This is a genomic window from Streptomyces sp. NPDC088354 (assembly GCF_044753585.1).
GTDB lineage: Bacteria > Actinomycetota > Actinomycetes > Streptomycetales > Streptomycetaceae > Actinacidiphila.
This window is the reverse complement of sequence record NZ_JBIVNJ010000005.1, coordinates 1-25,472: the sequence shown is the minus strand read 5'-3', so window position 1 is coordinate 25,472 and position 25,472 is coordinate 1. Positions and strand designations below refer to the sequence as shown.

20 protein-coding genes and 2 pseudogenes are annotated in these 25,472 nt (G+C 73.1%); 11 read left to right on the top strand and 11 right to left on the bottom strand.

Annotated elements, in window-relative coordinates:
- Window positions 1–22: 22 nt before the first annotated feature.
- From recX to ACIP98_RS10240, 6 genes and pseudogenes are all read right to left on the bottom strand, one after another.
- Window positions 23–643, bottom strand: a pseudogene (gene recX, locus ACIP98_RS10265) (recombination regulator RecX); the annotation flags it as partial.
- Window positions 592–1,746, bottom strand: coding sequence for a recombinase RecA (gene recA, locus ACIP98_RS10260; protein WP_319659200.1), 1,155 nt, complete (start codon window positions 1,744–1,746; stop codon window positions 592–594). The pseudogene recX and the gene recA, both read right to left, overlap by 52 nt.
- A gap of 169 nt (window positions 1,747–1,915) precedes the next feature.
- Window positions 1,916–3,157 carry an AI-2E family transporter gene (locus tag ACIP98_RS10255; RefSeq protein ID WP_401974879.1) on the bottom strand — a complete coding sequence of 414 codons (1,242 nt, stop codon included), beginning with the start codon at window positions 3,155–3,157 and terminating at the stop codon, window positions 1,916–1,918.
- Window positions 3,158–3,178: 21 nt separating this feature from the next.
- A complete protein-coding gene (locus ACIP98_RS10250) occupies window positions 3,179–3,373 on the bottom strand; it encodes a DUF3046 domain-containing protein (protein ID WP_319659201.1) in 195 nt (64 codons plus the stop codon).
- Window positions 3,374–3,434: 61 nt separating this feature from the next.
- A complete protein-coding gene (locus tag ACIP98_RS10245; protein WP_401974877.1) occupies window positions 3,435–4,109 on the bottom strand; it encodes an MEDS domain-containing protein in 675 nt (224 codons plus the stop codon).
- 13 nt (window positions 4,110–4,122) lie between these two features.
- Window positions 4,123–5,862, bottom strand: coding sequence for a helix-turn-helix domain-containing protein (locus ACIP98_RS10240; protein ID WP_319659203.1), 1,740 nt, complete (start codon window positions 5,860–5,862; stop codon window positions 4,123–4,125).
- 324 nt (window positions 5,863–6,186) lie between these two features.
- Here ACIP98_RS10240 and dnaK point away from each other — a divergent pair, with 324 nt between their 5' ends.
- The 9 genes and pseudogenes from dnaK (at window position 6,187) to ACIP98_RS10195 (ending at window position 16,065) form a co-directional block, all read left to right on the top strand.
- Entirely contained in the window at window positions 6,187–8,097 is a 1,911-nt protein-coding gene (dnaK, locus tag ACIP98_RS10235) for a molecular chaperone DnaK (protein WP_319659204.1), read from the top strand.
- Window positions 8,098–8,106: 9 nt separating this feature from the next.
- Complete coding sequence (locus ACIP98_RS10230) at window positions 8,107–8,673, top strand: nucleotide exchange factor GrpE (RefSeq protein ID WP_401974873.1); 567 nt, start codon at window positions 8,107–8,109, stop codon at window positions 8,671–8,673.
- A 6-nt stretch (window positions 8,674–8,679) separates the two neighbouring features.
- Window positions 8,680–9,648, top strand: a complete 969-nt coding sequence (locus ACIP98_RS10225; protein WP_401974871.1) for a DnaJ C-terminal domain-containing protein — start codon at window positions 8,680–8,682, stop codon at window positions 9,646–9,648.
- Entirely contained in the window at window positions 9,645–10,058 is a 414-nt protein-coding gene (locus ACIP98_RS10220) for a chaperone modulator CbpM (RefSeq protein WP_319659207.1), read from the top strand. The genes ACIP98_RS10225 and ACIP98_RS10220 overlap by 4 nt, the downstream gene beginning before the upstream one ends.
- Window positions 10,049–12,697 (top strand): ATP-dependent chaperone ClpB, encoded by a 2,649-nt coding sequence (clpB, locus tag ACIP98_RS10215; RefSeq protein ID WP_401974867.1) that lies wholly within the window; start codon window positions 10,049–10,051, stop codon window positions 12,695–12,697. Before ACIP98_RS10220 ends, clpB begins: the two co-directional genes overlap by 10 nt.
- Window positions 12,698–12,716: 19 nt before the next feature.
- The gene (trxA, locus tag ACIP98_RS10210; protein WP_401974866.1) at window positions 12,717–13,178 is read left to right on the top strand and encodes a thioredoxin; all 462 of its coding nucleotides are present in this window, start codon (window positions 12,717–12,719) and stop codon (window positions 13,176–13,178) included.
- Window positions 13,179–13,187: 9 nt separating this feature from the next.
- Window positions 13,188–13,418 (top strand): annotated as a pseudogene (locus ACIP98_RS10205) (cyclic nucleotide-binding protein); the annotation flags it as partial.
- A gap of 72 nt (window positions 13,419–13,490) precedes the next feature.
- On the top strand, window positions 13,491–14,129 hold the full coding sequence (locus ACIP98_RS10200) for a DUF1707 domain-containing protein (protein ID WP_319659210.1): 639 nt from the start codon (window positions 13,491–13,493) through the stop codon (window positions 14,127–14,129).
- A 742-nt stretch (window positions 14,130–14,871) separates the two neighbouring features.
- Window positions 14,872–16,065, top strand: coding sequence for a PP2C family protein-serine/threonine phosphatase (locus ACIP98_RS10195; protein ID WP_401974864.1), 1,194 nt, complete (start codon window positions 14,872–14,874; stop codon window positions 16,063–16,065).
- Here ACIP98_RS10195 and ACIP98_RS10190 read toward each other — a convergent pair.
- Entirely contained in the window at window positions 16,013–16,561 is a 549-nt protein-coding gene (locus ACIP98_RS10190) for a helix-turn-helix domain-containing protein (RefSeq protein WP_401974861.1), read from the bottom strand. The genes ACIP98_RS10195 and ACIP98_RS10190 overlap by 53 nt on opposite strands.
- Before the next feature lie 78 nt (window positions 16,562–16,639).
- Here ACIP98_RS10190 and ACIP98_RS10185 point away from each other — a divergent pair, with 78 nt between their 5' ends.
- Both ACIP98_RS10185 and ACIP98_RS10180 read left to right on the top strand, forming a co-directional pair.
- Window positions 16,640–17,590, top strand: a complete 951-nt coding sequence (locus ACIP98_RS10185; RefSeq protein WP_401974859.1) for an alpha/beta fold hydrolase — start codon at window positions 16,640–16,642, stop codon at window positions 17,588–17,590.
- Between the two features lie 148 nt (window positions 17,591–17,738).
- Window positions 17,739–19,643 (top strand): Na+/H+ antiporter NhaA, encoded by a 1,905-nt coding sequence (locus tag ACIP98_RS10180; RefSeq protein ID WP_401974857.1) that lies wholly within the window; start codon window positions 17,739–17,741, stop codon window positions 19,641–19,643.
- Here the strand turns inward: ACIP98_RS10180 and ACIP98_RS10175 are convergent.
- The 4 genes from ACIP98_RS10175 to ACIP98_RS10160 form a co-directional block, all read right to left on the bottom strand.
- The gene (locus ACIP98_RS10175; RefSeq protein WP_401974854.1) at window positions 19,637–20,599 is read right to left on the bottom strand and encodes a polyphosphate kinase 2 family protein; all 963 of its coding nucleotides are present in this window, start codon (window positions 20,597–20,599) and stop codon (window positions 19,637–19,639) included. The genes ACIP98_RS10180 and ACIP98_RS10175 overlap by 7 nt on opposite strands.
- Window positions 20,600–20,788: 189 nt before the next feature.
- Complete coding sequence (locus ACIP98_RS10170) at window positions 20,789–22,261, bottom strand: SulP family inorganic anion transporter (RefSeq protein ID WP_401974851.1); 1,473 nt, start codon at window positions 22,259–22,261, stop codon at window positions 20,789–20,791.
- 110 nt (window positions 22,262–22,371) lie between these two features.
- Complete coding sequence (locus ACIP98_RS10165) at window positions 22,372–22,767, bottom strand: hypothetical protein (RefSeq protein ID WP_319659216.1); 396 nt, start codon at window positions 22,765–22,767, stop codon at window positions 22,372–22,374.
- A 107-nt stretch (window positions 22,768–22,874) separates the two neighbouring features.
- On the bottom strand, window positions 22,875–25,289 hold the full coding sequence (locus ACIP98_RS10160) for a SpoIIE family protein phosphatase (RefSeq protein WP_401974848.1): 2,415 nt from the start codon (window positions 25,287–25,289) through the stop codon (window positions 22,875–22,877).
- Window positions 25,290–25,472 lie beyond the last annotated feature (183 nt).

Genomic DNA, 25,472 nt, shown 5'->3' with positions numbered 1-25,472 from the left:
GTCAAGGAACCTCAACGATGGTTCAGTCCGGCAGGTAGTACTCCAGCGCCTCCGGGTCGTCACCCTCCTCCTCCAGGGCGCGGCGCACCACCCTCAGGGCGAGTCCCTCCGCGTACCCCTTGCGGGCGAGCATGCCGGCGAGCCGGCGGATACGCTTCTCCCGGTCCAGACCGCGGGTGGCCCGCAGCTTGCGGTCGACGAGGGCGCGGGCCGTGGACTCCTCCTGTTCGGGGTCGAGTTGCTCGACGGCATGGCCGATCGCCTCGGCGTCCACACCCCGGGTGCGCAGCTCCTGGGCGAGGGCGCGCCGCGCAAGACCCCGGCCGCGGTGCCGGGACTCCACCCATGCGTGGGCGAAGGCCTGGTCGTCGATGAGCCCCACGTCCTCGAACCGCTCCAGTACCTCCTCGGCCGCCTCCTCCGGGATGTCCCGGCGGCGCATGGCGTCCGCGAGTTGCTTGCGCGTGCGCGGGGTCCCCGTGAGCAGGCGCAGGCAGAGCGCCCGCGCCTGCTCCACGGGGTCAAGTGGCGGCTCTTGCTCGGCCCTCGACGAGAAAGAGCCGCCACGATCCTTGTGCCCGGATGCCACCGTCAGGCCTTGGCTGCCGCCGTGGCCTTGGTCGCCTTGGCGGTCTTGGCCGCCGGGGCGGCCGCCGTCGCGGCTGCGGCCGCCGGAGCCGCGGCGTCACCCTCGGCCGGCGCGGCGGGACCGGCGGCGTCCGCCCCGGGCTGCTCGCCCGGAGCCTCGGGCCGGACGCCGATGCCGAGCTTCTCCTTGATCTTCTTCTCGATCTCGTCGGCGAGGTCGGGGTTGTCGCGCAGGAAGTTGCGCGCGTTCTCCTTGCCCTGGCCGAGCTGGTCGCCCTCGTAGGTGTACCAGGCACCGGACTTGCGGATGAAGCCGTGGTCCACGCCCATGTCGATCAGGCCGCCCTCACGGCTGATGCCCTGGCCGTAGAGGATGTCGAACTCGGCCTGCTTGAAGGGCGGCGCGACCTTGTTCTTGACGACCTTGACCCGGGTGCGGTTGCCGACCGCGTCGGTGCCGTCCTTCAGGGTCTCGATGCGGCGGATGTCCAGACGCACGGAGGCGTAGAACTTCAGCGCGCGGCCACCGGTGGTGGTCTCCGGCGAGCCGAACATGACGCCGACCTTCTCGCGGAGCTGGTTGATGAAGATCGCAGTGGTCTTGGACTGGCTGAGCGCACCGGTGATCTTGCGCAGCGCCTGGCTCATCAGACGGGCCTGGAGACCCACGTGCGAGTCACCCATCTCGCCCTCGATCTCGGCCCGCGGCACGAGGGCCGCCACGGAGTCGATCACGATGAGGTCCAGCGCGCCGGAGCGGATCAGCATGTCGGTGATCTCGAGGGCCTGCTCGCCGTTGTCCGGCTGGGAGAGCAGCAGCGAGTCCACGTCCACGCCGAGGCGCTTGGCGTAGTCGGGGTCGAGGGCGTGCTCGGCGTCCACGAAGGCGACCTTGCCGCCGGCGCGCTGGGCGTTGGCCACCGCGTGCAGCGTCAGGGTCGTCTTGCCGGAGGACTCCGGGCCGTAGACCTCGACCACGCGGCCGCGCGGCAGGCCGCCGACGCCGAGCGCGACGTCCAGGGCGGTGGACCCCGTCGAGATGACCTCGATGGGCTCGTTCGGCCGGTCGCCGAGCCGCATGACGGCACCCTTGCCGAACTGCCGTTCAATCTGTGCGAGCGCGGCGTCGAGCGCCTTCTCGCGATCGGTTCCTGCCATGGGTTCCACCCTGGGTGTCTGAGTCGTTCGCTTCACGTCCAAGACGCTACTGCCTGCCACTGACAATGCGTCCCGGCGTCGCTCGGGCCTGTGGATAACTCCGCGGAAATCGGCCCGCCACACTCATGAGAATGGATGTTCGATTTGCGTGTCAAGCGACACGCACGGCTCAGGCGCCACCGTCGCCACGGCCACCGTCCCGGTCGCCCGCGGCGCCGTCCGTCCCCCGCCACGGCATCCGCGGCCATCGGATCCGCCGCGGCTGCGGCTCATGGGCCCGCGGGTCGGTCACCGCGTACCGCTTCACGTACGCACCGAGGAAACCCTGCAGGGTCGCCGTCGCCGGGATCGCCACCAGCGCCCCGACCGCGCCGAGCAGCGCGGTGCCCACGATGACCGAGCCGAAGGCCACCGCCGGGTGGATGTCGACGGTGCGCGCGGTGATCCGCGGCTGCACCAGGTAGTTCTCGAACTGCTGGTAGACCACGACGAACCCGAGCACCCACACCGCGTCCCACGGATCCTGCGTGAACGCGATGAGCATCGGGAGCGCCCCGGCCAGGTAGGTGCCGACCGTCGGCACGAACTGCGAGACCACGCCGACCCACACCGCCAGCGCCGGGGCGTACGGGATGCCGAGGACCTGGAAGAGCACGTAGTGGGCGACCGCGGAGATCAGCGCCATCAGCGCCCGCGAGTAGAGGTAGCCGCCCGTCTTGGCGACGGCTATCTCCCAGGCGCGCAGCACCTCCGCCTGCCGGGCCGGCGGCAGCACCGAGCACACCGCCCGCCGCAGCCGGGGGCCGTCGGCGGCGAAGTAGAAGGTGAACAGGGTGATCGTCAGCACCTGGAAGACCCCGCCCAGGACGGTCGCCGAGAGCCCCCAGACGTTGCCCGCCTGCTTCTGCACGTAATTGCGCAGCCAGTCGGAGTGCAGGACGTTCTGCTGCAGCTTGCCGACGGACAGGTCGGTGCCGAAGGTGTGGTTGACCCACAGCACCACGTCGTCGACGTACTCCGGCAGATTCCGGCCGATCGAGGTGATCTGGTCCACCAGCAGCGACCCCAGCAGCACCACGAAGACGCCGCCCAGGGTCAGGACCGCCAGGAAGACCAGCCCGGTCGCCAGCCCCCGGCGCATGCCGCGGGCGGCCATCCAGTCCACCGCCGGCTCCATCGCCAGGGCGGCGAAGAAGGCCAGCAGGATGTTCACCAGCAGCCCGATGACCTGGTGGAAGGCCCACTCCGCCAGTTGGAGCGCGGCCAGCAGCGCCACCGCCAGCACCATGGCCCGCGGCAGCCACCGGGGCATCCTCGGCATCCCGCCCCCGCCCCCGTCCCCGGCGCCCTCCCCCGGACCCCCGGGCAGTCCGGCGGGTATTCGGCTCGTCGTCTCGTCGCTTCCTGCCACGGGCACAGTCTCCCGCAGTGGTCAGCGCCGCGAGGCCGGTACGTCCATCGCGGCACACACCGCGCGCCAGATGTCCTTCGCCGCCCAGCCCGCCTCCAGCGCCTGGTACACGGTCCGGCCACCCAGCTCGGACATGACATGGTCACGCGCGAACGAGTCGGCGTAGGCATCACCGAAGTGCGCGTACATCCGCTCCCAGAACACCGTCAGCTTCATGCCGCCAGTATCGCGTGTCGCGCGGACGGACCACAGACGGGCCGGATGACGGCCGCGGCCGTCAGCTCACCTCGGTTCCCGCGGGGCCGGCGCCGGGGCCCGGATCGAGGCCCTGGCCGAGGTAGTAGGGGTTCTCCACGACCATGCCGCCGAGCCACACCCTGGGGTGCGCCTTGACCATGGGGATGATCAGGTCCCCGCCGAAGAGTTCGAGGTCGTACATGCACAGGCCCACCTGCGGACAGGCCCGCAGCCAGGAGGTGGCGCGCGTCTCGTGCTCGACCAACTCGCGGACGAAGTCCGGCCGCACCAGGGGATGCGCCCAGCTCATGTCCGCGGCGATCCGCAGCAGCCCGGGACGGCGGTTCCCGCTCCCGTCGCCGGCGCCGTCCCCGTCGAAGGCCCCCTCGGAAGCTCCGCCGAAGGCTCCGTCGAAGACCCCGTTCCGCTGGTGGACGTCCCGCGGGTCCCTGACCAGGAGGCGGTCGGCCGCCGGGCCGAGGGGCGGCACCTCGGCGGCCAGCGCGTCGCGGTACGCCCGGCCCTCGTCCGGCGCGGCCAGCAGCGTGCAGGCGTGCCCCTTGCGGAGCCCGTCCGCGAGGAAGGGGGTGACGAGCCGGTCGCGTTCCGCGCGCCCCCGGTAGAAGGCGCACAGGTGGTCGCCCCGGCGCAGGGGCACGCCGCCCACGGTGGCGACGGTCACGGAGGCCGTCCCGGCGGAGGCGTGCTGCTCCATGGAGTGCTCCTCGTCACGGACCGCCGCCGTCCAGGACCTTCCACAACCGCGTCGCGACGTGCAGGTTGAGCCTGCTGTCGACGTCCGTGAGGTCGTTCCCGCCGACGTCGCGGATGCGCTGCAGCCGGTACCGCAGCGTGCTGCGGTGGATGTCCAGGGCGGCGGCCGTCGCGTCGTAGTTGCCCCCGCACTCGAAGTACTGCGCGAGGGTGCGGGCCAGGTCGCAGTGGTGCGCGGCGTCGTAGTCCAGGAGCGGGCCGAGCCATTCCCGGACGAAGTGGCCGACCTCCTGGTAGTCGCCGTCGCCCGTTCCGAGGATGCGGTAGAAGCCCAGGTCGTCGAAGGTCGTGGCACCGTTCGGGGACTGGGAGCGGCAGCGCACCTCCAGGGCCCTGAGCGCCTGCTGGAAGGAGCGCGGGAGGTCGCGCGGGGCGTCGCAGCGGCCTCCCACACCGATCGCGCCCCTGGCGGTGCCCAGTTCGCGGGAGACCGCCTGGTGGAGCGCGTCCGCGGGGGGTCGGCCCCGGAGGACGAGGACGGCCATGCCCGACCGCCGCGCCGGCAGGCATCGCAGCCGCAGTCCGGCTGCGGCGCGGCCGACCGCCTGGACGAAGGCGTCGTCGGCCGCCCGGCCCTCCCACTGGACGACGGCCGGATAGTGCGGGCCGTGCAGGTCGTGCCCGATCGCGGCGGCGCGGGCGTACGCGCTCTCGTCGTCGGTCCCCGCGACCAGGTCGTCCACGAGCTCGCGGCGCAGCCGCAGCTCCACCTCGGCGAGGCTGTGCAGGTGGGCCAGTTCCAGGGAGAGCGCGGTGCACGCGTGGTCGAGGGTGAACTCGTCCTGTTCGTCGCGGCGGTCCTCCGCGGCGACCAGGGCCATGGCCCCCAGGACCTCGCCGCGGTGCTGGACCACGGCGATGAGACGGTCGCCGACGCGCAGCGGCCGCAGCCTGCGGGCGGCCTCCTGCAGCAGCAGCTCGCGCCGGGCGGCGTCGGGCTTGGGGTACGGATCGGGGCGGCCAGGACCGGCCCAGGCCCGCAGGTTGCCGAAGCGGTCCTCGATGGCCACGGGGCAGCCGGTGAGCCGGTGGACGGCCGCGGCGATGCCCGCCACGCCGCTGCCGCTCGCCGTCGCCTCGCTGAGCACCTCGTGGACGGTCCGCTGGTAGGTGAGCTCGGCGACGGACGCGGCGAGCTGTGCGTTCACGCTCTCCCGTTCCTCGTTGAGCCGCCGCAGCTCCTCGGCGTGCTCGCGTTCGCGGCGCCGGGCCGCGGCGTTCGCCAGGGCGGCCGAGGTCTGCTGGGCGAGCACGTGGATCAGGAAGCGCTCGTCGTCGGTGGGCGTCGTGGGCGCGCTGACCACGAGGTGCCCGATGCCGCCGCCCCGGGTGTGCAGGGCGAAGGCCCATCCCCAGGCACGCCCGGGCACGAGGACGGGCCCTTCCCTGCCGTCCAGCTGCCGCAGGCGGTCGCCGAGTCCCGGCAGGGCGCGCCGGCCGGCCGAGGGGACGTCGGCGCCGGACCCGTCGGCGGTGAGGTGGCCGGCCTCCGCGCGGCAGGGGCCGAGTGCCGCGACGGACGTCAGGGCCAGCCGCATGATGTCGGCCTCGTCCCGGCCGTCGTTCATGATCATCGAGAGGACGAAGAGACTGTAGAGATTCGCCAGGTGCTCCTGGTCCCAGTTCCTGGCGCGGGCCGTGCGGGCCGTACCGGCCGTGCGGACCCGGTCGGCCTCGCTCATGGAAGCGCTCATGGTGAGCCGGCTCCTCTTCGACGAACCACTCCTCCACGCCCCATCACCGCTCCTGGCCGAGTCATGCACGATTTGCCCATTTCCGTACCTAATCGACACCTTGTGCTGCCAGGACGAGAAACACCGCGGATTTGGTCCCGGCAGGCGCAGGCAGCCGACCGGTTCCGGCCGGGACGCTGGAGCCGATGCCGGCGCCGGGGCCCTCCATCGCGCCGCCTTGTGCCTACAGGTCTCCCGCAGGGCGGCCACCGGCCCCCGGTGCCGGTTCGCAGCGCAGCGCAGCGCGCGGACGGGCGGGAAGCCCTCGACGTGAAGGAGCACCCCATGGCCAAGGCAGTCGGGATCGACCTCGGGACCACCAACTCGGTGATCGCCGCTTGGGAGGGCGGGGAGGCGACGGTGATCCCCAACTCCGAGGGCAACCGCACGACCCCGTCGGTGGTCGCGTTCACCGACACCGGTGAACGCCTGGTCGGCCAGCTCGCCCGGCGGCAGGCGATCCTCAACCCCAAGGGCACCATCTACTCGGCCAAGCGCTTCATCGGCCGCCGCTACGACGAGATCCCGGAGGAGGCGAAGGCCGTCGGCTTCGACGTCGTGCCCGACGAGCACGGCAACGCGCGCTTCAAGATCCGCGACAAGCTCTACGCGCCGGAGGAGATCAGCGCCCTGGTGCTGCGCAAGCTCGCCGACGACGCCGGGAAGCAGTTGGGAGAGCGCGTGACGGAGGCGGTCATCACGGTGCCCGCCTACTTCAACGACGCCCAGCGCACCGCCACCAAGGACGCCGGCCGCATCGCGGGTCTGGAGGTCCTGCGCATCATCAACGAGCCGACCGCGGCGGCGCTCGCCTACGGCCTGGACAAGAAGGAGCACGAGACGGTGCTCGTGTTCGACCTGGGCGGCGGCACCTTCGACGTGAGCCTGCTCGACGTCGGGGACGGCGTGGTCGAGGTGCGGTCCACCGCGGGCGACAGCCATCTGGGCGGCGACGACTTCGACCGCCGCCTGGTGGACTACCTCGCGGACCGGTTCCAGAAGGAGAACGGCATCGACCTGCGCAAGGACCCGCAGGCACTGCAGCGCCTCTTCGAGGCCGCGGAGAAGGCCAAGACGGAGCTGAGCTCGGTGACGCAGACGCAGGTGAGCCTGCCGTTCATCACCGCCGACGCGTCCGGCCCCAAGCACCTGACCGAGACGGTCATGCGCTCCACCTTCGAGCAGATCACCGCGGACCTCGTCGAACGCACCATGGGGCCGGTCAAGCAGGCGATGGCCGACGCCAAGATCGGCGAGAACGACATCGACGAGGTCATCCTCGTCGGCGGCTCCACGCGCATCCCCGCCGTCCAGCAGCTGGTCCGCCGGCTGACCGGCGGCAAGGAACCCAACATGAGCGTCAACCCCGACGAGGTCGTGGCCCTGGGCGCCGCGATCCAGGCCGGCGTGCTCAAGGGCGAGGTCAAGGACGTCCTGCTGCTGGACGTGACCCCGCTCTCGCTCGGCGTGGAGACCCGCGGTGGCGTGATGACCAAGATCATCGACCGGAACACCACGGTCCCGGTGCGCCGCGCCGAGACGTTCTCGACCGCGGAGGACAACCAGCCGGCGGTGGACGTGGTGGTGCTGCAGGGCGAGCGCGAGTCCGCGGCCGACAACCGCGTGCTCGGCCGCTTCCAGCTCAAGGACATCCGGCCCGCACCGCGTGGGGAGCCGCAGGTCGAGGTCACCTTCGACGTCGACGCCAACGGCATCCTGAACGTCACCGCCCGCGACAAGGACACCGGCGCCGAGCAGGGCATCACCATCAGCGAGGGGTCCAACCTCGAACAGGGCGAGATCGAGCGGATGGTGCGGGAGGCCGAGCAGCACCGCGGCGAGGACAAGGCGCTGCGCGAGGGCGTGGACGCCCGCAACGAGCTGGACGCGGTCGCCTACCAGGTGGAGCGCCGGCTCGACGAACTGGGCGAGGCCGCCCCGGCGCACGAGAAGGCGCGGGCGGAGATGCTCGTGGCCGACGCCAGGGAAGCCGTCAAGCAGGAGGCGGCGCTGGACCGCGTCCGGTCGCTGACCTCGGACCTCCAGCAGATCCACGCCTCACTGGCCGCGGCCCGGCCCTCCGCGGGCCCCGGGGCGCAGGAGCCGGCCGCCGGGGCTGGCACGGGGCAGGAGAGCCACGTCGGCGGCGCGGGCGCGGACGACGACGTGATCGACGCCGAGTTCGACAAGGGCTGATGTGCGCTCATGTCCACCGAACAGGAACCGACGACGCCCCGGCCCGAACCCGTCGACGTGCCGGCCGAGGTCCCCGGGCAGGCCCCGCAGGAGGTGACGGGGGCGGCCGCCGCGGGGGCCGCCCCCGGGCCGGACGAACACGCCGCCGCGCTCGAGGAGTTGCAGGACCGCTGGCGTCGTGCCCTCGCCGACCTGGACAACGTCCGCAAGCGCCAGGCCAGGGAGCTGGAGCGCGAACGGCTCACCGAACGCACCCGTACGGCGGCCGCCTGGCTGCCGGTGCTCGACAACCTCGAACTGGCCCTCGTCCACTCCGGGTCGGAGGACGCCTCCGCCGTGCTGGAGGGCGTCAAGGCGGTGCGCGACCAGGCCGTTGAGGTGCTGCGCGGTCTCGGGTACCCCCGCCACGAGGAGACCGCGGTGCCCTTCGACCCGGCCCGCCACGAGGTCGTCGGAGTGGTCGACGACCCGGCGGCGGAGCCGAACTCCGTGGTCCAGGTGGTGCGTCCCGGCTACGGCGAGGGCGGGTCGCAACTGCGCCCGGCATCCGTCGTGGTCGCCAGGCGTCAGGAGTGACGTGCGATGGCACGGGACTACTACCAGGTGCTCGGGGTGGCGCGTGACGCGACCTCCGAGGAGATCCAGCAGGCGTTCCGCTCCCAGGCCCGCAAGTTCCACCCCGACATCAACAAGGACCCGGGGGCGGAGGAGCGCTTCAAGGAGCTCAACGACGCGTACGGCGTGCTGTCCGACCCCGCCACGCGGCGCCGCTACGACCGCTTCGGCGAGGATTTCCGCCGCGTTCCCGAGGACTACGACGAACGCGTGGCCGCCGGTGCCGGGGCGCGGGCCCGCGCGGGCGGTGGCCGGCCCGGATGGCCCGGCGGAGGCGGAGGCGGAGTCGACGGCGGCCGGGTCCGCTTCGTCTCGGACTCTGCCGAGGGGTTCGAAGGGGTGGACTTCGAGGACCTGTTCGGCGGGATGTTCGGCCGCGGCGCCACCCGCGGCCCGGTGCCCGGCGCCGACCAGGAGGCCGAGATCCGGCTCAGCGTCGAGGAGGCCTTCCACGGCGGGAAGCGCGGCATCACCCTCGGCGGGCCTGCCGGGCAGCGCACGTACGACGTCACGATCCCCCGCGGGGTGACCGACGGGCAGCGCATCCGGCTGGCCGGCCAGGGCGGTCGCGGCAGCCGCGACGCGCCGCCGGGCGATCTGTACCTGCGCGTGCGGCTCCGGCCCGATCCGCGGTTCCGCCTGGAGGGCCGGGACATCCACGTCGTCCTGCCGGTCACGCCCTCGGAGGCGGCGCTCGGCGCGACGGTGCCGGTCCCCACGCCCGGGGGCACCGCCAAGGTGACCGTCCCGGGCGGCTCGTCCAGCGGGCGCAGGCTCCGTCTGCGCGGCGAGGGCATGCCCAATCCCCGCGGCGCCGCGGGCGATCTGTACGCGGAGGTCCGGGTCATGGTGCCGACCGATGTCACCGACCGGGAGCGCCGGCTCTACGAGGAGCTGGCCGACGTCTCGTCCTTCGACCCGAGGAAGCAAGGATGACCAGCGATCCGCGGCCCCGAGCCGCCGTCCGGCAACCGGCTCCTGGCGTCCGGGAGGGCGCCCCCGCGCACCGGCAGGGCCTGAACGTCGTCGTCCGCGGAACGGCCATGGTGCCGGTCCGCCGGCTCGACCTGGAGCTCGTCGCGCGGCGTTCCGGCCTCCACCCCGATCTCGTGCGCAGGTTCGTCGCCCTCGGGCTGGTCGACGCGGACCGGGACGCAGAGGGCCGGCTGTGGTTCGCGCCGACCGTCCCGGCGAAGCTGGCCCGCGTCCAGCGGCTGCGGGCCGGACTGCCGCTCAACTACGCCTCGTTGGGCGTGGTGCTCGATCTGCTCGACCGGATCGCCGAACTCGAGGCCGCCCTGAGGAGGGCGAACGCCGGCTCCAGGAGTGATGAATCGTGGATATGAACCGGCTCACCCAGAAGTCCCAGGAGGCGCTGCAGGAGGCCCAGACGATCGCCGGCCGGCTGCACCAGACCGAGGTCGACGGCGAGCACCTGCTGCTCGCCCTCCTCGACCAGCCGGACGGTCTCGTACCCCGGCTGTTCGAGCAGAGCGGTGCGCAGGTCGGGGCGCTGCGCAAGGAGCTGTCCGAGGAACTCGCACGCCGGCCCAAGGTGACCGGCCCGGGCGCCACTCCGGGCCAGGTGTACATCACCCAGCGGCTGGCCGGGCTGCTGGACACCGCGGAGCAGGAGGCAAGGCGGCTCAAGGACGAGTACGTCTCCGTGGAGCACCTGGTGCTGGCGCTGGCCGACGAGGGCTCCCGCACCGCCTCGGGCCGGCTGCTCAAGGAGAACGGCGTCACCAAGGACGGGTTCCTCACGGCGCTGACCCGGATCCGCGGCAACCAGCGGGTCACCTCGGCCACCCCCGAGGCCTCCTACGAGGCGCTGGAGAAGTACGGCCGCGACCTGGTCGCCGAGGCGCGCGGCGGCAGGATGGACCCGGTCATCGGCAGGGACGCGGAGATCCGCAGGGTCATCCAGATCCTCAGCCGCAAGACGAAGAACAACCCCGTGCTGATCGGTGATCCCGGTGTGGGCAAGACGGCCATCGTGGAGGGGCTGGCGCAGCGGATCGTCCGCGGTGACGTCCCCGACGGCCTGCGCGACAAGACGATCTTCTCGCTCGACATGAGCCTGCTGGTGGCGGGCGCCAAGTACCGCGGCGAGTTCGAGGAGCGGCTGCAGGCCGTGCTGAGCGAGGTCAAGGGCGGCGAGGGCCGCATCCTGCTGTTCGTCGACGAACTGCACACGGTGGTGGGCGCGGGCGGCGGGTCCGAGGGCGCCATGGACGCCGGGAACATGCTCAAGCCGATGCTGGCGCGCGGCGAACTGCACATGATCGGCGCCACCACGCTGGAGGAGTACCGCAAGTACGTCGAGTCCGACGCGGCCCTGGAACGCCGGTTCCAGCAGGTGGTCGTGGACGAGCCGAGCGTGGAGGACACCGTGTCCATCCTGCGCGGGCTGCGCGAGCGCCTGGAGGTCTTCCACGGCGTGAAGATCCAGGACACCGCGCTGGTCGCGGCGGCGACGCTGAGCCACCGCTACATCTCCGACCGATTCCTGCCGGACAAGGCCATCGACCTGGTCGACGAGGCGTGCGCGCGGCTGCGGACCGAGATCGACTCCATGCCGGCCGAACTGGACGAGATCACACGGCGGGTGACGCGTCTGGAGATCGAGGACGCGGCCCTCGGCAAGGAGACCGACCCGGCCAGTGCCAAGCGCCTGGAGGAACTGCGCCGCGAACTGTCCGACCTGCGCGCCCAGGCGGACGCGATGCAGGCCCAGTGGGAGGCCGAGCGCCAGGCCATCCGGCGGGTGCAGCAACTGCGGCAGGAGCTGGAGCAGGTCCGCCAGGAGGCCGAGGAGGCCGAACGCGCCTACGACCTCAACCGCGCGGCGGAACTGCGCTACGGCAGGCTCACCGATCTCGAACGGCGGCTGGCCGCCGAGGAGGAGGCGCTCGCCGCCAAGCAGGGCGAGAACCGGCTGCTGCACGAGGTCGTCACCGAGGACGAGATCGCCGAGATCGTCGCCGCCTGGACCGGCATCCCGGTGGCCCGGCTCCAGGAGGGCGAGCGGGAGAAGCTGCTGCGCCTGGACGAGATCCTCACCGAGCGTGTGATCGGTCAGGACGAGGCCGTCCGGCTGGTCACCGACGCCATCATCCGGGCCCGGTCCGGCATCCGCGACCCGCGGCGCCCCATCGGCTCGTTCATCTTCCTCGGCCCCACGGGCGTCGGGAAGACCGAGCTGGCCAAGGCGCTGGCCGCGACACTCTTCGACACCGAGGAGAACATCGTCCGGCTCGACATGAGCGAGTACCAGGAGCGGCACACCGTCAGCCGGCTGGTCGGCGCCCCTCCGGGGTACGTCGGTTACGAGGAGGGCGGCCAGCTCACCGAGGCCGTGCGCCGCAAGCCGTACTCGGTGGTCCTCTTCGACGAGATCGAGAAGGCCCACCCCGATGTGTTCAACACCCTGCTCCAGGTGCTCGACGACGGCCGGATCACCGACGCGCAGGGCCGCACCGTCGACTTCCGCAACACGATCGTCATCATGACCTCCAACATCGGCTCGGCCCACCTGCTCGACGGCGTCACCCCTGACGGCGAGGTCAAGCCCGATGCCCGGGCCCTGGTGATGGGCGAGCTGCAGAGCCACTTCCGGCCCGAGTTCCTCAACCGCGTCGACGACATCGTGCTGTTCAAGCCGCTCGGCCTGAAGCAGATCGAGCGCATCGTCGAGCTGCAGATCGACGACCTTCGCCGGCGGCTGGCGGAGCGGCAGATCGGCGTCGAACTCAGCGACGCCGCCCGCGAGCTGATCGCCGAGCAGGGCTTCGACCCCGTCTACGGCGCCCGGCCGCTGCGCCGGTACATCTCCCACGAGGTGGAGACGCTGGTGGGCCGGGCCCTGATCCGCGGCGATGTGCAGGACGGCGCGACGATCGGGGTGGACGCCCGCGACGGCGAACTGGTGGTGACCTACGGCGACCGGGCGCGGACGACCGCCCAGGACCGGCTGGCCTCGTGAGCGGGAGGCGGGAGCGACCATGTCCGTGGCGTCCGTGAACCGGAGCACCACCATCGCCTGCGGCACCTGCGGGCGCACGAACCGCGTGCCGGTGGCGGCGCGGGGGCGGCCCCGCTGCGGCGACTGCCGAGCCGCGCTGCCGTGGATCGTCGACGCGGGCGACGACGACTTCGCCGGGATCACCGGGAGCACCGGGGAGACCGCCCCGGTGGTGCTGGTGGACCTGTGGGCCACCTGGTGCGGTCCCTGCCGCGTGGTGAGCCCCGCGCTGGAACGGGTCGCCCGGCAGCTCGCCGGAAGGCTCAAGCTCGTCAAGGTCGACATCGACCGCGCTCCGGCGATCGCGCAGCGCTTCCAGGTCATGGCGGTGCCGACACTGGTCCTGCTCGGCCAGGGCAAGGAGATCGCCCGGCGGGCGGGCGCGGCACCCGACCACGAACTGCGCCGGTGGGTGGAGGAGAGCATCGCGGACCGCGGCTGACGCCGCCCGTGGGCACCCCTCGGGCGCGGCCCGCTGCTGCTGGAGACGACCCTGCCCGGGGTGTTCGCCGCCGGGGACGTCCGCAGCGGCTCCGTCAAGAGGGTGGCCGCCGCGGCCGGCGAGGGGGCGATGGCGATCCGCCTCGCGCACGAGCACCGCGCCCAGGAGGGCAATCTCGTCCGCTCCACGGGCCACGGGGAAGGGCAGCCGGTGCCGGGCCCGCCGGCGTCCTGGCGCTGACACCCCCGGCTCCGGCCCGCCGGCGACGGGCTCGCGCCCACCTCCCGGACGTCCTGCCATAAGGTGCCGGTCATGAGCCATCCGACCCCGTGGGAACCCAAGAGCCCCTTGGAGCAGCGGGCCTCGCACGAGGACCGCGACCGGATATCCGACGTCCTGCGGGTCGCCGCCGGTGACGGCCGGCTGAGCCTCGAGGAACTGGAGGAGCGGCTGGAGGCCTGCTACGCGGCCCGCACCTACGCCGACCTCGCCCCGCTGGTCGCCGACCTCCCCGGCCAGGACCTGGTGCGGCAGCCGCCGCGGCCGCCCCGGCCGAAGGACGTCGTGCGGACCAGGCGGGTGGGCGGGAACCTCCGCTGCGAGGGGGCCTGGCTGGTGCCGAAGAGGCTGGAGGCGGAGGTGCGCGGCGGCAATGTGGTCCTCGACTTCACCTCCGCCACGGTCACCGAACCGGTCACCGAGGTCGACGTGGCGCTGCGCGGCGGCAATCTGCGGCTGATCGTCCCGGCGGGCCACGAGGTGGATGCCGCCGGGGTCGAGATCCGCGGCGGCTCCGTCGTCCACCGCCGCGCGGGCGACCGGGACCAGGATGCCCCGGTCGTGCACCGGATCATGGTCACCGGCCGCATCGTGGGCGGCAGCGTGGTGATCGTCCCGCCCCGCCCCCCGCGCCGTCCGGGCCGCTTCCGCAGGATGCTGGGCCGCGCCTAGCCAGGAGCCCGCACCGCCGCCGTCTCCGGACCGCCGGCCGCGGCACCCGCCCCTGGCAGCGACGCGGATCTCGTCTGCTGCGCGTGCAGCTTCGTCGTTCCGCTCGGGGCGGTGTCTCCCGCGCGCCGCTCGCCGGAACGACCTGGTGAGCGGCCCCTCGCTCCCGGCCACGCCGACAGCGTCCGGGCCCGCGCGACGCCGGCGCTGCGGCCCCGCCCGCGACCCCGCCGTACGGCTGCCCAGGGCCCTGGGCTCCGTCCACCCCGCCGACCTGACCGTCGACGACGCGGCGGTGCCCGCACGGCCCTCCCCCGCCCGGGAGGCCATGGCAGCCATTCACCGCGAAGCAGGCGCACCGCCCGGTGACAGACGCGCTGCCCCGCCGCGCTGCCGGTACCCGGGCGCCTTCCGGGAGCGGATCCCGCCCGACAGCGGTCCGCCCGCCGCGCCGCGCCTGTTCGGCCTCCCTCGAAACGCGCCCTGCGCGTGATCCGGGGGTTCCTGACGGGGATGGGGCCCCGGTGACCGCCCGCGATCGTTCCGGCGGCCGGGGAGCGTTCGGGCGTACATTCGACATATGCGACAGCCAACCTCCGGCGCGCGACTGCCGGCCCGAGAAGCGGGGCTCCGGGTCCTCTGACGCCATGGGACCGCGATGAGCAGCACCTTCTGGCGCCGTTTCCGGTGGCACCCGCCGCAGGGGACCTCTTCACCGGGCCCGCCGACCGCGAGGTCCTGGTGGATGATGCTGGCACACGGCCCCGGGCCGCTCGTGGTGGCACTGGTGATGATCGCGGGCATCCTCATAGCCGGTTTCGTCGTCCCGACCTCGCAGCATCTCGCCTCGCTGATGGCCGTCGTCCCCGCGACGACGGCGGCGCTGGCGGGACCCCGGCTGACCACGGTGATCGCGGCACTGTCCTGTGTCGCCGCCTTCGCGCTGGACGCCCACGACGACCTCCTGCACACCTCGATCCCCGCCGTCCACCTTGCGGAGATCGGCCTGATCTCCGCGTTCGTCATCGCCTCGCGCAGCATCCGCGACCGCAGCGTGCGGGAGCTGACCGAGGTGCGGATCGTCTCCGACACCATCCAGCGCGTGCTGCTGCGGCCGCTGCCCCCGCACCTGGGGCATCTGCGGATCCGCGCCACGTACCACGCCTCGCACCCGCACGCGCAGATCGGCGGCGACCTCTACGCGGTGTCCAAGTGCGCGGCCGGGGTGCGCCTCCTCATCGGCGACGTCAGGGGCAAGGGCCTGCCGGCGGTCGAGGACGCGGAGGCGCTGCTGGGCGCCTTCCGTGCCGGCGCCCGCAGGATCCGGTCGCTGCAGGAGCTGATGGCCGAGCTGGAGTTCAGCGTGCGCAGTCACTTCGAGGAGGCGGGCCTGTCGGACGCCGACGCGGTGGAGCGCTTCATCACGGCCCTGATCATGGAGGTGCCGGACGAGGGCGACACGGTCCATGTGGTCAACTGCGGCCATCCACCGCCCTACCTCGCCCTCGGGCCGGACACCCTGCTGCTGGCGCCCACGGCGCCGTCTCCCCCACTGGGCCTGGGCAGCCTGAGCCCCGGCGACTACCCGGTGGACAGGTTCCCGTTCTCCCGCCGGGCGACGCTGCTGCTCTACACCGACGGCGCGATCGAGGCCCGCAACTCCGACGGCCAGTTCTACGACCTCGGGGCGCATGTCGCCACCTGGCCGCGCTCCCAGCCGGAGGACCTGCTCCGGCACGTACTGGACGGCCTCTCCCGCCACGTCGGCGGCGGCCCCATGGAACTCGAGGACGACATCGCGCTGATCGCCGTCCAGTACGGCGACGACCTGCCCGCCCCCGCGGCGGCGCCGGTCGCCGAGGCCCTGTCCGAGGGCCGCGCGTCCTTCAGCCGTCCTGACGCCCGGGCGGTTCCTCGGCGGGGAACAGGACCGGGCTGATCAGGTGCCGGGTCCGGCCCGGGGCCGGGCCGTGTCCCAGGCGCGGGAGGAGGACGGCACGCATCTCCTCGATCATCGCGGCGCGTTCGTCCTCGGTGAGCCAGACGGCGTGCTGGCGGTACCCGACCGCGTCGGCGGCCGGGTCGGCGCCGTCCCGGTCGAGGTAGGCGTTGAACTCGGCGAGCAAAGTCGCCATGGCCACCGCGAAGATCCGCCGGTGGTCGTCACGGCCGACGGACGCGGCCGTTCTCGCGTCCACCACTGCGCGGGCGCGGTGCAGCCGGTAACGGCGCTCGACGGCGCCGCGCACCCGCTGCTCGCCCTCGACCTCCAGCAGGCCGCCGTCGGCCAGGAGGCCCACATGCCGGTAGACGGTGGCCTTGGAGACGTCCGGGAGCAGACCGCACAACTGGGTCGTGGTGAGCGTCCGGCCGCCCGACAGGGCGTGCACGATGCGGAGCCGCACCGGGTGCAGGAGCAGATCGACCGGTTCCATGGACACACGATCTCACGTCCGATACCTTTCTCAAAGTTGAGAATGATGGTGAGGGCAACGGGGAGGGAGACAACCCGCATGGCACAACGAGCGCACGGGACGGCGGCCGGCCCGAAGGAACCGGCCGGTCCTGAGACCGCCGTCGTCCGGCAGCCGCCGCTGGGACGGTTCCACGAGGTCGCCGGACGCCGGCTGCTGCTGCACCGCTCCGGCAGCGGAGGCCCGGCCGTGGTGCTGCTGGCCGGCGCCGGCATGGTCGGCCTGGACTACCTCAACCTCCACGACCGCGTCGCCGAGTCGACCACATGCGTCCTCTACGACCGCGCGGGCACGGGATGGAGCGCGCCCGCCCCCCTGCCCCGCACGGCGACCGAGGTCTCCGGCGAACTGCACGACCTGCTGCGGACGGCGGGGGTGCCGGGCCCCTACCTGCTGGTCGGCCACTCCCTCGGAGCCGCGTACGCACGCCGTTTCGCGCAGCGGTTCCCCGGCGAGACGGCGGGCCTGCTCCTGCTGGACCCGTTCCACGAGGACATGTACGCAAAGGCGCCGCCCGAGGTCCGCGAGAAGCTGGAGCGCATGAAGGGGGCGGAGCTGCCGGAGGCGACGCAGGAACAGATCGACCGCTCGCGCGAGGTGCTCGCCCGGCACTTCGCGGCCTGGCCGCCGGGTGTCCGTGAAGCCCTCGCCGAGTACCACCTCACCGCGTGGCGGACCGGGTGGGTGGAGGACGGGAATCTGCACACCGTGGTCGCCGACGAGCTCCGACGGGCGCAGGAGCTCCCCGACGTTCCGCTGACCGTCCTCTCGGCCATGGGCGTCGACCCGACGCAAGCGGCCCTGTGGTCCGAGCAGACGGTGCGGGACATGAACGCCGCCAAGCTCGGCCTGCACGCGGGGCTCGCCGCGTCGGTGCCGCGCGGCACCCATCGTGTCGTCGACGACGCGGGGCACGGATGGCTCCACGAGGAACGCCCGGACGCCGTGCTCGACGCCCTCGGGGAGCTCCTGCGCCACGCCTCCGGCTGAGCCCGCACGGCCGCCCGCGTCGCCCTCGGTCGCACGCGGCAGCTGCGGGCGCCCGGGCAGCCGCTCGCCGGGACCGTTCCGGGCGTAGCGCGAACCGTCCTGGCCGGAAGGACGGGCCGCAGCCCCCGGCACGTGCCAGGATGACCGCGTGAGTGCCTTCTCGTCCCTGCGGGCATCGGGGCAGACACCGCGCAGTCCGGGCACGTCCGCGCCGCTGCTGCGGTTCCTGCGGACCGAGACGGCCAGCGCGGCCTACCTGCTCGCCGCCACGATCCTCGCCCTGGTGTGGGCGAACGCGGCGCCCGGGAACTACGCCTCGGTCTGGCACACTCATCTGTCGCTGACCTTGGGGTCCCACGGGGTGTCCCTTGACCTGCGGGAGTGGGTCAACAGCGGCCTGATGACGCTGTTCTTCTTCATCGTGGGCCTGGAGGCCCGGCGCGAGTTCGACCTCGGCGAGTTCCGCGAACGCATGCGGATCACGCTGCCGACGGCGGCGGGGCTGGCCGGGATGCTGGTACCGCTCGCCATCTACCTCGCCTTCACGCACGGCACGTACGGCGCGGGCGGCTGGGGCACCGTGATCTCCACGGACACCGCCTTCGCCCTGGGGATGTACGCCCTGGTGGGACGGCGGCTGCCGGTCGCGACACGGGCCTTCGTGCTGACCACCTCCGTGGTCGACGACTTCGTCGCGCTCGCCGTCATCGCGGTCGCCTACACCAGCGGGGTGTCCTGGCCGGCGCTGTTCGCCGCGATCGGGCTCTTCGTCGCGGGCACCCTGATCGGCAACTACGTGGTGCGCGTCTGCGGCGAGTGGCGCGGCGTCGGATACGCGCTGACCGGCGTCGCCGTCTGGTTCGCGATGCTGGAGTCGGGTGTGGACCCGGTCGTGACCGGCCTGGCGCTCGGCCTCATGGCGTGCGACTACCCGGCCCGCGGCGACGACCTGCGCCGGGCCAGCCTGCTCTACCTGCGCTTCCGCGAGCAGCCGACGCCGGACCTGGAACGCTCGGCGCGCCGCGGTCTGGCGATGTCGGTGTCACTCAACGCGCGGCTTCAGGAGCTCTTCCACCCCTGGACCAGCTACGTGATCGTCCCGGTGTTCGCCCTGGCCAACGCGGGCATCACCGTGAACTCCGCCCAGCTGTCCGCGGCCTTCACCTCCACCATCACCGTGGGCATCGTCGTCGCCTATGTGCTCGGCAAACCGCTCGGCATGGTGGGCGGTTCCGCGCTGACGACGTGGCTGAGCCGGGGACGGCTGCGCCCCCCGGTCGGCTGGGGCGCGGTGACGGTCGGCGGGACCATCTCCGGCATCGGCTTCACGATCGCGCTGCTCATCGCCAACCGGGCCTTCGAAGGTCGGCAGCTGGCCGAGGCAAAGATCGGCATCCTCTGCGCCGTGCTCCTCGCCTTCGTCCTGACCTGGCTCGTCACCCTCGTACTGGCCCGGCTGCCCCGGGCCCGGCGGCGACGGGCGCTGCTCGGCAAGGCGGAGCAGCTGGAGGACCTGGCCGAACCCGTGGACCCCGAGCGGGACCACATCCGCGGTCCCCATGACGCCCTGGTCACCGTGGTCGAGTACGGGGACTTCGAATGCCCCTACTGCGGGGAGGCGGAGCCGGTCATCCGCGACCTGCTCGCGGACTTCGGCGACGTCCGGTACGTCTGGCGCCATCTGCCGCTCTCCGACGTGCACCCGAACGCCGTGCTGGCCGCGCGCGCCACGGAGGCAGCCGCGGTCCAGGAGCGCTTCTGGGAGATGCACGACCAGCTCTTCGCCCACCCCCAGTCCCTGGACGGCCAGGGCCTGGTCCGTCTCGCCGGCGCGATCGAACTCGACATGGAGCGCTTCCGCCGCGACCTGGACGCGCGCGCCGTCGCACTGCGGGTCGCGGAGGACGCCGAGTCAGCCGACCTCAGCAACGTCTCGGGGACGCCCACGTTCTTCATCAACGGCCGCCGCCACTACGGCGCGTACGACATCGAGACGCTGTCGGCCGCGGTGCACACCGCCCTGGAGCGCGCCAAGACGCTCCGGCACTACTGAGGCCGTCCGGGACCGGTCCCCGGGTGGTCCGCCTCGAACGGGTCGGCGGGCGCACCCTTGGGGGCCTCCGCCTCCAGTTCCCGCCTGGCGGCGCGCAGTTCCTCGCGGACCTCGGCGCCGACCGTCGGGTACTGCGGGTCGATCTCCATCAGCGTGTGCGCGAGCACGGCCGCCGCGCAGATCCGCGCGAACCACTTGCGGTCCGCGGGCACGACGTACCAGGGCGCCCAGGTGGTGCTGGTGGCCGACAGCATCTCGGAGAACGCCTCCTGGTACTCGTCCCAGTGGCGCCGCTCCCTGACGTCGGCCGCGGAGAACTTCCAGTTCTTCTCCGGCAGGTCGATCCGCTTCAGGAAACGGGCGCGCTGCTCCTCCTTGGAGAGGTTCAGGAAGACCTTGACCACCTTGAAGCCGTTGTCGGTGAGATAGCGCTCCCAGTCGTTGATCTCCCGGTAGCGGCGCTTCCACAGCGCCTTTCCGTGCGGGGCGCCGGGCAGCCGCTGGCGGTCGAGGACCTGCGGGTGCACCCGGACGACGAGGACCTCCTCGTAGTGCGAGCGGTTGAAGATCGCGATGTCCCCGCGGGCGGGCAGCCTGCGGGCGTAGCGCCACAGGTAGTCGTGGTCCAGTTCCTCGGCGGAGGGCACCTTGAAGCTGCTGACCTTCACCCCCTGCGGATTGACGCCGCTCATGACGTGGCGGATCGTCCCGTCCTTGCCGCCGGCGTCCAGCGCCTGGAGGCACAGCAGGACTCCGTAGGTGTCCTGGGCGGCCAGCCGTGCCTGGTACTCGGCGAGCAGTGCGACGCCCGTCTTCAGCAGTTCCACGCCCTCCGGTTTGGTCAGGTGGGCCTTGTAGCGCGGGTCGAAGTCCTCGGCCAGGTCCACCGCCGACCCCGGCTTCACGCGCAGCGGCTCGATGAACTCCGCAATGCGCCGGGCACTCCTGTCGGCCATCGCGGCCACCCTTCCCTTTCCGCTGTCTTCCGCTCCCTGTCACCCCTGTCACCCTGTCCCGTGTTCCCCCTGTCGACAGGTTGCCCGCGGCGGGCGCGGCGGGCGTCACGGGGAGTACCGCCACGCTCCGCCGGTGCACCGGCCGCGTCAACCGCACCACGGCCGTTCGCCTGACCCGCCCGGCTCCGGTCAGACGGCCGGTGCCGGGCGTACGGCAGCGGTCCCGGGCGCGGTGCGGGTCTCCGCCCAGGAGCGCAGCGCGACGCTGCTGGCGTGGTCCCGGTGCCGCAGCCCCGTCAGGTCCAGCTCGACCGGACGGTGCGCGGGCAGTGCCTCCAAGGCGTCGAGCATCTTCGGCAGGCGCAGGAAGGTGGCGTTCCCGGTGAGCCGCACGGTGATGGCGCCCTGGCCGCGATCGGTGACGGCCACGTGCACCTGCGAGATCTCCCACGCCGTCTTGGCGACGGCGAGCCCCAGGCCGATGAGGACGCCCTCGAACATATTGACCGTCACGATGGCCGTGACCGTCACCGCAAGGACGACGGCCTCGCCCCGGTGCGCGGGCCACAGCGCCCTCAACTGGGCGACCGGCAGCAGCTTAACGCCCGCGTGCACCAGGACACCGGCCAGAGCGGCGAGCGGGATGTACCCCAGGACGGCCGGCAGCAGCGCGGCGAACAGCAGCAGCCACACCCCGTGCAGCACGCGGGAGGCCTTCGTGCGGGCCCCGGCGTGCACATTGGCCGAGCTGCGCACGATGACGGCCGTCATAGGGAGCGCCCCCAGCAGCCCGCACACGGTGTTGCCCGCGCCCTGGGCCATGAGCTCCTTGTTGTAGCGGGTGCGCGGACCGTCGTGCAGCCGGTCCACCGCGGCCGCGCTGAACAGGCTCTCCGCGGAGGCGATCAGCGTGAACGCCACGACGGTGCCGAGCACTTCGAGCGAGGCGAGGCCGCCGAGCGTCTCGGCGCCCGGCAGCCGCAGCGCGTCCAGCACTCCCCGCACCTGGACGGTCTTCAGCGGCAGGTGCAGCAGCGCCCCGGCCGCCGTGGCGCCGGCGACCGCCACGAGCGCCCCCGGCACCACTCGGGCCCTGGCCGGCAGCCGCTGCCACAGCACGATGACCGCGATCGTCCCCACCCCCACGGCCAGGGCCGACAGCGCCCGCGGTTCGGTCGCCACGTGGGCGACCAGGCCGGGCAGACCGGTGACCTTGCCGGGGCCGGAGCCGGGCGCCTCGTGGTCGGCCATCGCGTACAGCTGACCGAGGATGATGATCAGGCCGATGCCGCCGAGCATCCCCTCGACCACCGACACCGAGATGGCCCGGAACCACCGGCCCAGGCCCGCCGCGCCCAGGACGAGTTGCAGCACGCCGGTGGCGAGGACGACGACGCCGAGCGCCGCCACGCCGTGCTCCCGCACGGCCTCGTACACGAGCACGGTCAGGCCCGCGGCCGGACCGCTGACCTGGAGGCTGCTGCCCGGCAGCAGGCCGGTCACCAGGCCGCCGACGATGCCGGTGACCAGGCCGAGTTCGGCGGGGACGCCGGAGGCGACGGCGACGCCCACGCACAACGGCAGGGCGACGAGGAAGACGACGAGCGAGGCCGTGAGATCAGTGCGCAGGACGCGGGTGACGGACTGGACTGCAGGAGGCATGGCGGACACCTTCGTTGCGGAAAGCGGACAGGGGGCACCCGGCGCACGGAGGCCGGGCGGACCGGGGACGGGACACGTCCCCCGCGCAGGGGCGAGCGGCCCCTGCCCTGTCAGCAGCGCGGAACGGGCGGCGCCGAGGGGGCGTTCGGCGGTTGGGCGGCGGCAGTGGCGGCACGGCACGCGCCACCCTCCGGCGCGGCGGCCGGGGCACGGTCGTCGTGCGTCAGGGCCGTCGCGAGGTCGCGCACCGCGTGCCCGTACCGGGAGTGCGGGGCGGCGACCCGGCAGGAGTCGGGGCCGCCCCCGTGGTGCCCACTGTCGGCCGGGACGGCCAGCGGCTGGAGGGGAGCGCACGCGGGCGCGGCGCACCGGCCGGTCCCGGGAGAGGCCGCGTGCGCGCCGGCGGGCGTGAGGGCGGCGTGAACGAGCGCGAGCAGGGCGACCAGGACCGCCGCGCACCACGTGCCACGCCGCGTGGGGCGGCGGGTGCAGGCGTCAGGCCGCATGGGGACCCCCTTGTGTTCTTCCTACGAGGGAACCTCCCGGCCCCGCGAAACCCGGGCCGCCCGGGGCGCGGGTCCGCGCGTTTCACCCGCAATGGTGAACGCCGCGGTCACCGCCCGGCGTCCCCCAGAGGCTGCTCCGCCCAGATCGTCTTGCCGGTGTCCGTGTAGCGGCTCCCCCAGCGGCTGGAGAGCTGCGCGATCAGGAACAGGCCGCGCCCTCCCTCGTCGGACAGCCGCGCCCTGCGCAGCCGCGGCTGGGTCTGGCTGGCGTCGGACACCTCGCAGACCAGGTTTTCGTCACGGATCAGGCGCAGCGCCACGGGGGCGCCGCCGTAGCGGATGGCGTTGGTGACGAGCTCGCTGGTGATCAGCTCGGTGGGGAACGCCAGGTAGGTCAGGTCCCAGTGCTCCAGCTGTGCTTCCACCGCCGTGCGGGCCTCGGCGACCACCGCGGGATCGGCGGGGAACCGCCAGGTGGCCACGGCGTCGGGGGGCAGCGGCCGCATGCGGGCGACGAGCAGGGTCACGTCGTCGTCCGGCGGCCCGGGGAGCAGGTCGTCCAGCAGCGTGCGGCCCGTGCGGGTGGGCGTGGCGCCCTCCGCCGCGTCGGCGGAGAGAACGGCGCGCATGCGGGTCAGGCGCTCCGCCGGGGTGCCGTCGGGCTGCGACAGCAACGGCAGGTTGTAGAAGGCGAGCATGCTGCCCGGCGGGATCTCGAACCCCACCGGCTCGAAGGGCAGGCTGTCCACCCCGAGTGGCGGCCCGGGCTTGACGTCGACGACCTCGGCGGGGGCGCCTGGGGCGGCGAAGACCGGCGGCGGGTGCCCGGCGCTGGCCATGTCGCAGCGGCCCGCCACGGGGTCGTACACGCAGTACAGGCAGGTCGCCCCGGTCGCCGTGGGCGGGGCGTCCCCGGGGCCGTCCTCGGGCGGCAATTCCACGTCGCCGAGCCGGACCACCAGGTCGTCCAGGTGGGCGAGGAGTTCACCGGGCGGCAGGTCGAGGTCGCCCAGCGTCTGCACCGCGGTGCGGAGCCGGCCCATGGTGGCCGCGGCGTTGAGGCCGTGGCCGGTCACGTCGCCGATGACGAACGCCAGCCGCGAGGAGGACAGCGGGATGACGTCGAACCAGGCGCCGCCGACACCCTCCGTACTGCCGGCCGGGACGTAGCTCCCGGCGGTCCGCGCCGCGCGGGTCTCGGTCACGGCCGGCGGCAGCAGGCTGCGCTGCAGCGCTTCCACGGTGCGGTGCTCACGGGTGTAGCGGCGGGCGTTGTCCAGGCCGAGGGCGGTCCGCGAGGCGATCTCCTCCGCGAGGGCGGCGTCCCCTTGTCCGAAAGGGGCGACGGCGCGCGTGCGCCACAGCATCAGGGTGCCCAGCACCAGGCCGCGGGCGCTCAGCGGCACCACGAGGAACGACTCGGCGGCCTCCGGCAGCAGCACCTGGGCCTCTTCCGAGCGGAGTCCCGGGCCGTCCCGCCACTGGTCCAGGTGCGGCAGGAGTCCGGCCGTGCCCCGGCGGACGTGCTCCGCCGCCACGCCGGGCACCTCGAACGTGGCACCGAGCGGGTGGACGTCGGGCGGCCAGCGCCCGTCGGAGGAGGCCACGGCGACCCGCTGGAATCCGGCCCCCGGCCCCGCCTCGCCGGGTTCCTGGCCGATCAGCACACCCTGTGTGAGGTCCACGGCCGCCAGGCTGGCGAACCCCCGCGAGACCAGGACGTCCGCGAGCTCCCGGGCGACGGTGGGGACGGCCAGGCTGCGGCCGATCCGTTCGGCGGCGGCCTGCAGCAGCGACATGCGCTCACGCGCCGCGTGTTCCTGCGTGACGTCGGTGAAGACCATCGCGACACCGATGGGGCGGCCTGTGGACGCGTGCAGCCGGAAGGCGGAGAACGACAGCGCCCGCTCCCGCTCCGGCGCGCTCCGCAGCCGGGCGCTGTGCACCCAGTCGACCATCGGATCGCCCGTCTCCACCACGCGCCGCAGCTGTGCGCGCACCGCCTCGGCGTCCGGGGGGATCAGTTCGTCCTCGACTCCGTGGGCGAACGCCGCGGTGCCGGCGCCGACCGGCGCATGGCCCAGGGTGTGCGGGGCGAGGTTGAGGCGGGTCGTGGTCAGATCCATGCCGTGGATCGCCAGACCCACCCGCTGCTGCCGGAACAGGGCCCTGACCAGCGCCTGGTCCTCCTGGCGGCGGATGGCGAGCGACAGGGGCGTGATGGCCACCATGAGTCCCCCGCCGCCGGGCGCCCGCATGCGCCGCGTCTCCATGCAGACCATGACCGTCGTACCGTCCGCGCGGCGCAGCTCCACATCGCCGTGCGACCCCGCCAGGGGCCACAGGCCGGCGTCGGCCAGCAGGTCGGCGATCGGGCGGCCGCACACGGCCTCGGGCCTCAGACCGGTGAGTTCGCGCACCGCCTCGCTGCACATGACGACGCTGCCGTGCCCGTCGACCACGAGCACGGCGCCGCTGTCGTGCGGCGTGTCGAGATTGCGGAGGTCGGTGTGCGTGCTCACCCATGCGCCCGCTTTCCTGGACTTCCCTCCCATTCAAACCCCCGGGTGCCGCAGGGCGCAGCGCGGCGAGGTCGGCGGTGCCCGGGGGGGTGCCCCTATGGGTTTCGTCAAGGGAATCGGGCTGCGTTTCGGTGAGTGGCAAGGCAGCATGGCGTGATGCCTGACCTGCTGTGGGATGACGTC

Excerpts from the sequence above, each read along its gene's own strand:
- dnaK (WP_319659204.1), top strand. The coding sequence starts at position 6,187 with ATGGCCAAGGCAGTCGGGATCGACCTCGGGACCACCAACTCGGTGATC.
- ACIP98_RS10170 (WP_401974851.1), bottom strand. The coding sequence starts at position 22,261 with ATGCCTCCTGCAGTCCAGTCCGTCACCCGCGTCCTGCGCACTGATCTC.
- ACIP98_RS10185 (WP_401974859.1), top strand. The coding sequence starts at position 16,640 with ATGGCACAACGAGCGCACGGGACGGCGGCCGGCCCGAAGGAACCGGCC.
- trxA (WP_401974866.1), top strand. The coding sequence starts at position 12,717 with ATGTCCGTGGCGTCCGTGAACCGGAGCACCACCATCGCCTGCGGCACC.
- ACIP98_RS10220 (WP_319659207.1), top strand. The coding sequence starts at position 9,645 with ATGACCAGCGATCCGCGGCCCCGAGCCGCCGTCCGGCAACCGGCTCCT.
- ACIP98_RS10195 (WP_401974864.1), top strand. The coding sequence starts at position 14,872 with ATGATGCTGGCACACGGCCCCGGGCCGCTCGTGGTGGCACTGGTGATG.
- ACIP98_RS10190 (WP_401974861.1), bottom strand. The coding sequence starts at position 16,561 with ATGGAACCGGTCGATCTGCTCCTGCACCCGGTGCGGCTCCGCATCGTG.
- ACIP98_RS10165 (WP_319659216.1), bottom strand. The coding sequence starts at position 22,767 with ATGCGGCCTGACGCCTGCACCCGCCGCCCCACGCGGCGTGGCACGTGG.
- ACIP98_RS10250 (WP_319659201.1), bottom strand. The coding sequence starts at position 3,373 with ATGAAGCTGACGGTGTTCTGGGAGCGGATGTACGCGCACTTCGGTGAT.
- ACIP98_RS10175 (WP_401974854.1), bottom strand. The coding sequence starts at position 20,599 with ATGGCCGACAGGAGTGCCCGGCGCATTGCGGAGTTCATCGAGCCGCTG.
- ACIP98_RS10225 (WP_401974871.1), top strand. The coding sequence starts at position 8,680 with ATGGCACGGGACTACTACCAGGTGCTCGGGGTGGCGCGTGACGCGACC.
- ACIP98_RS10200 (WP_319659210.1), top strand. The coding sequence starts at position 13,491 with ATGAGCCATCCGACCCCGTGGGAACCCAAGAGCCCCTTGGAGCAGCGG.
- ACIP98_RS10230 (WP_401974873.1), top strand. The coding sequence starts at position 8,107 with ATGTCCACCGAACAGGAACCGACGACGCCCCGGCCCGAACCCGTCGAC.
- recA (WP_319659200.1), bottom strand. The coding sequence starts at position 1,746 with ATGGCAGGAACCGATCGCGAGAAGGCGCTCGACGCCGCGCTCGCACAG.
- ACIP98_RS10245 (WP_401974877.1), bottom strand. The coding sequence starts at position 4,109 with ATGGAGCAGCACGCCTCCGCCGGGACGGCCTCCGTGACCGTCGCCACC.
- ACIP98_RS10240 (WP_319659203.1), bottom strand. The coding sequence starts at position 5,862 with ATGAGCGCTTCCATGAGCGAGGCCGACCGGGTCCGCACGGCCGGTACG.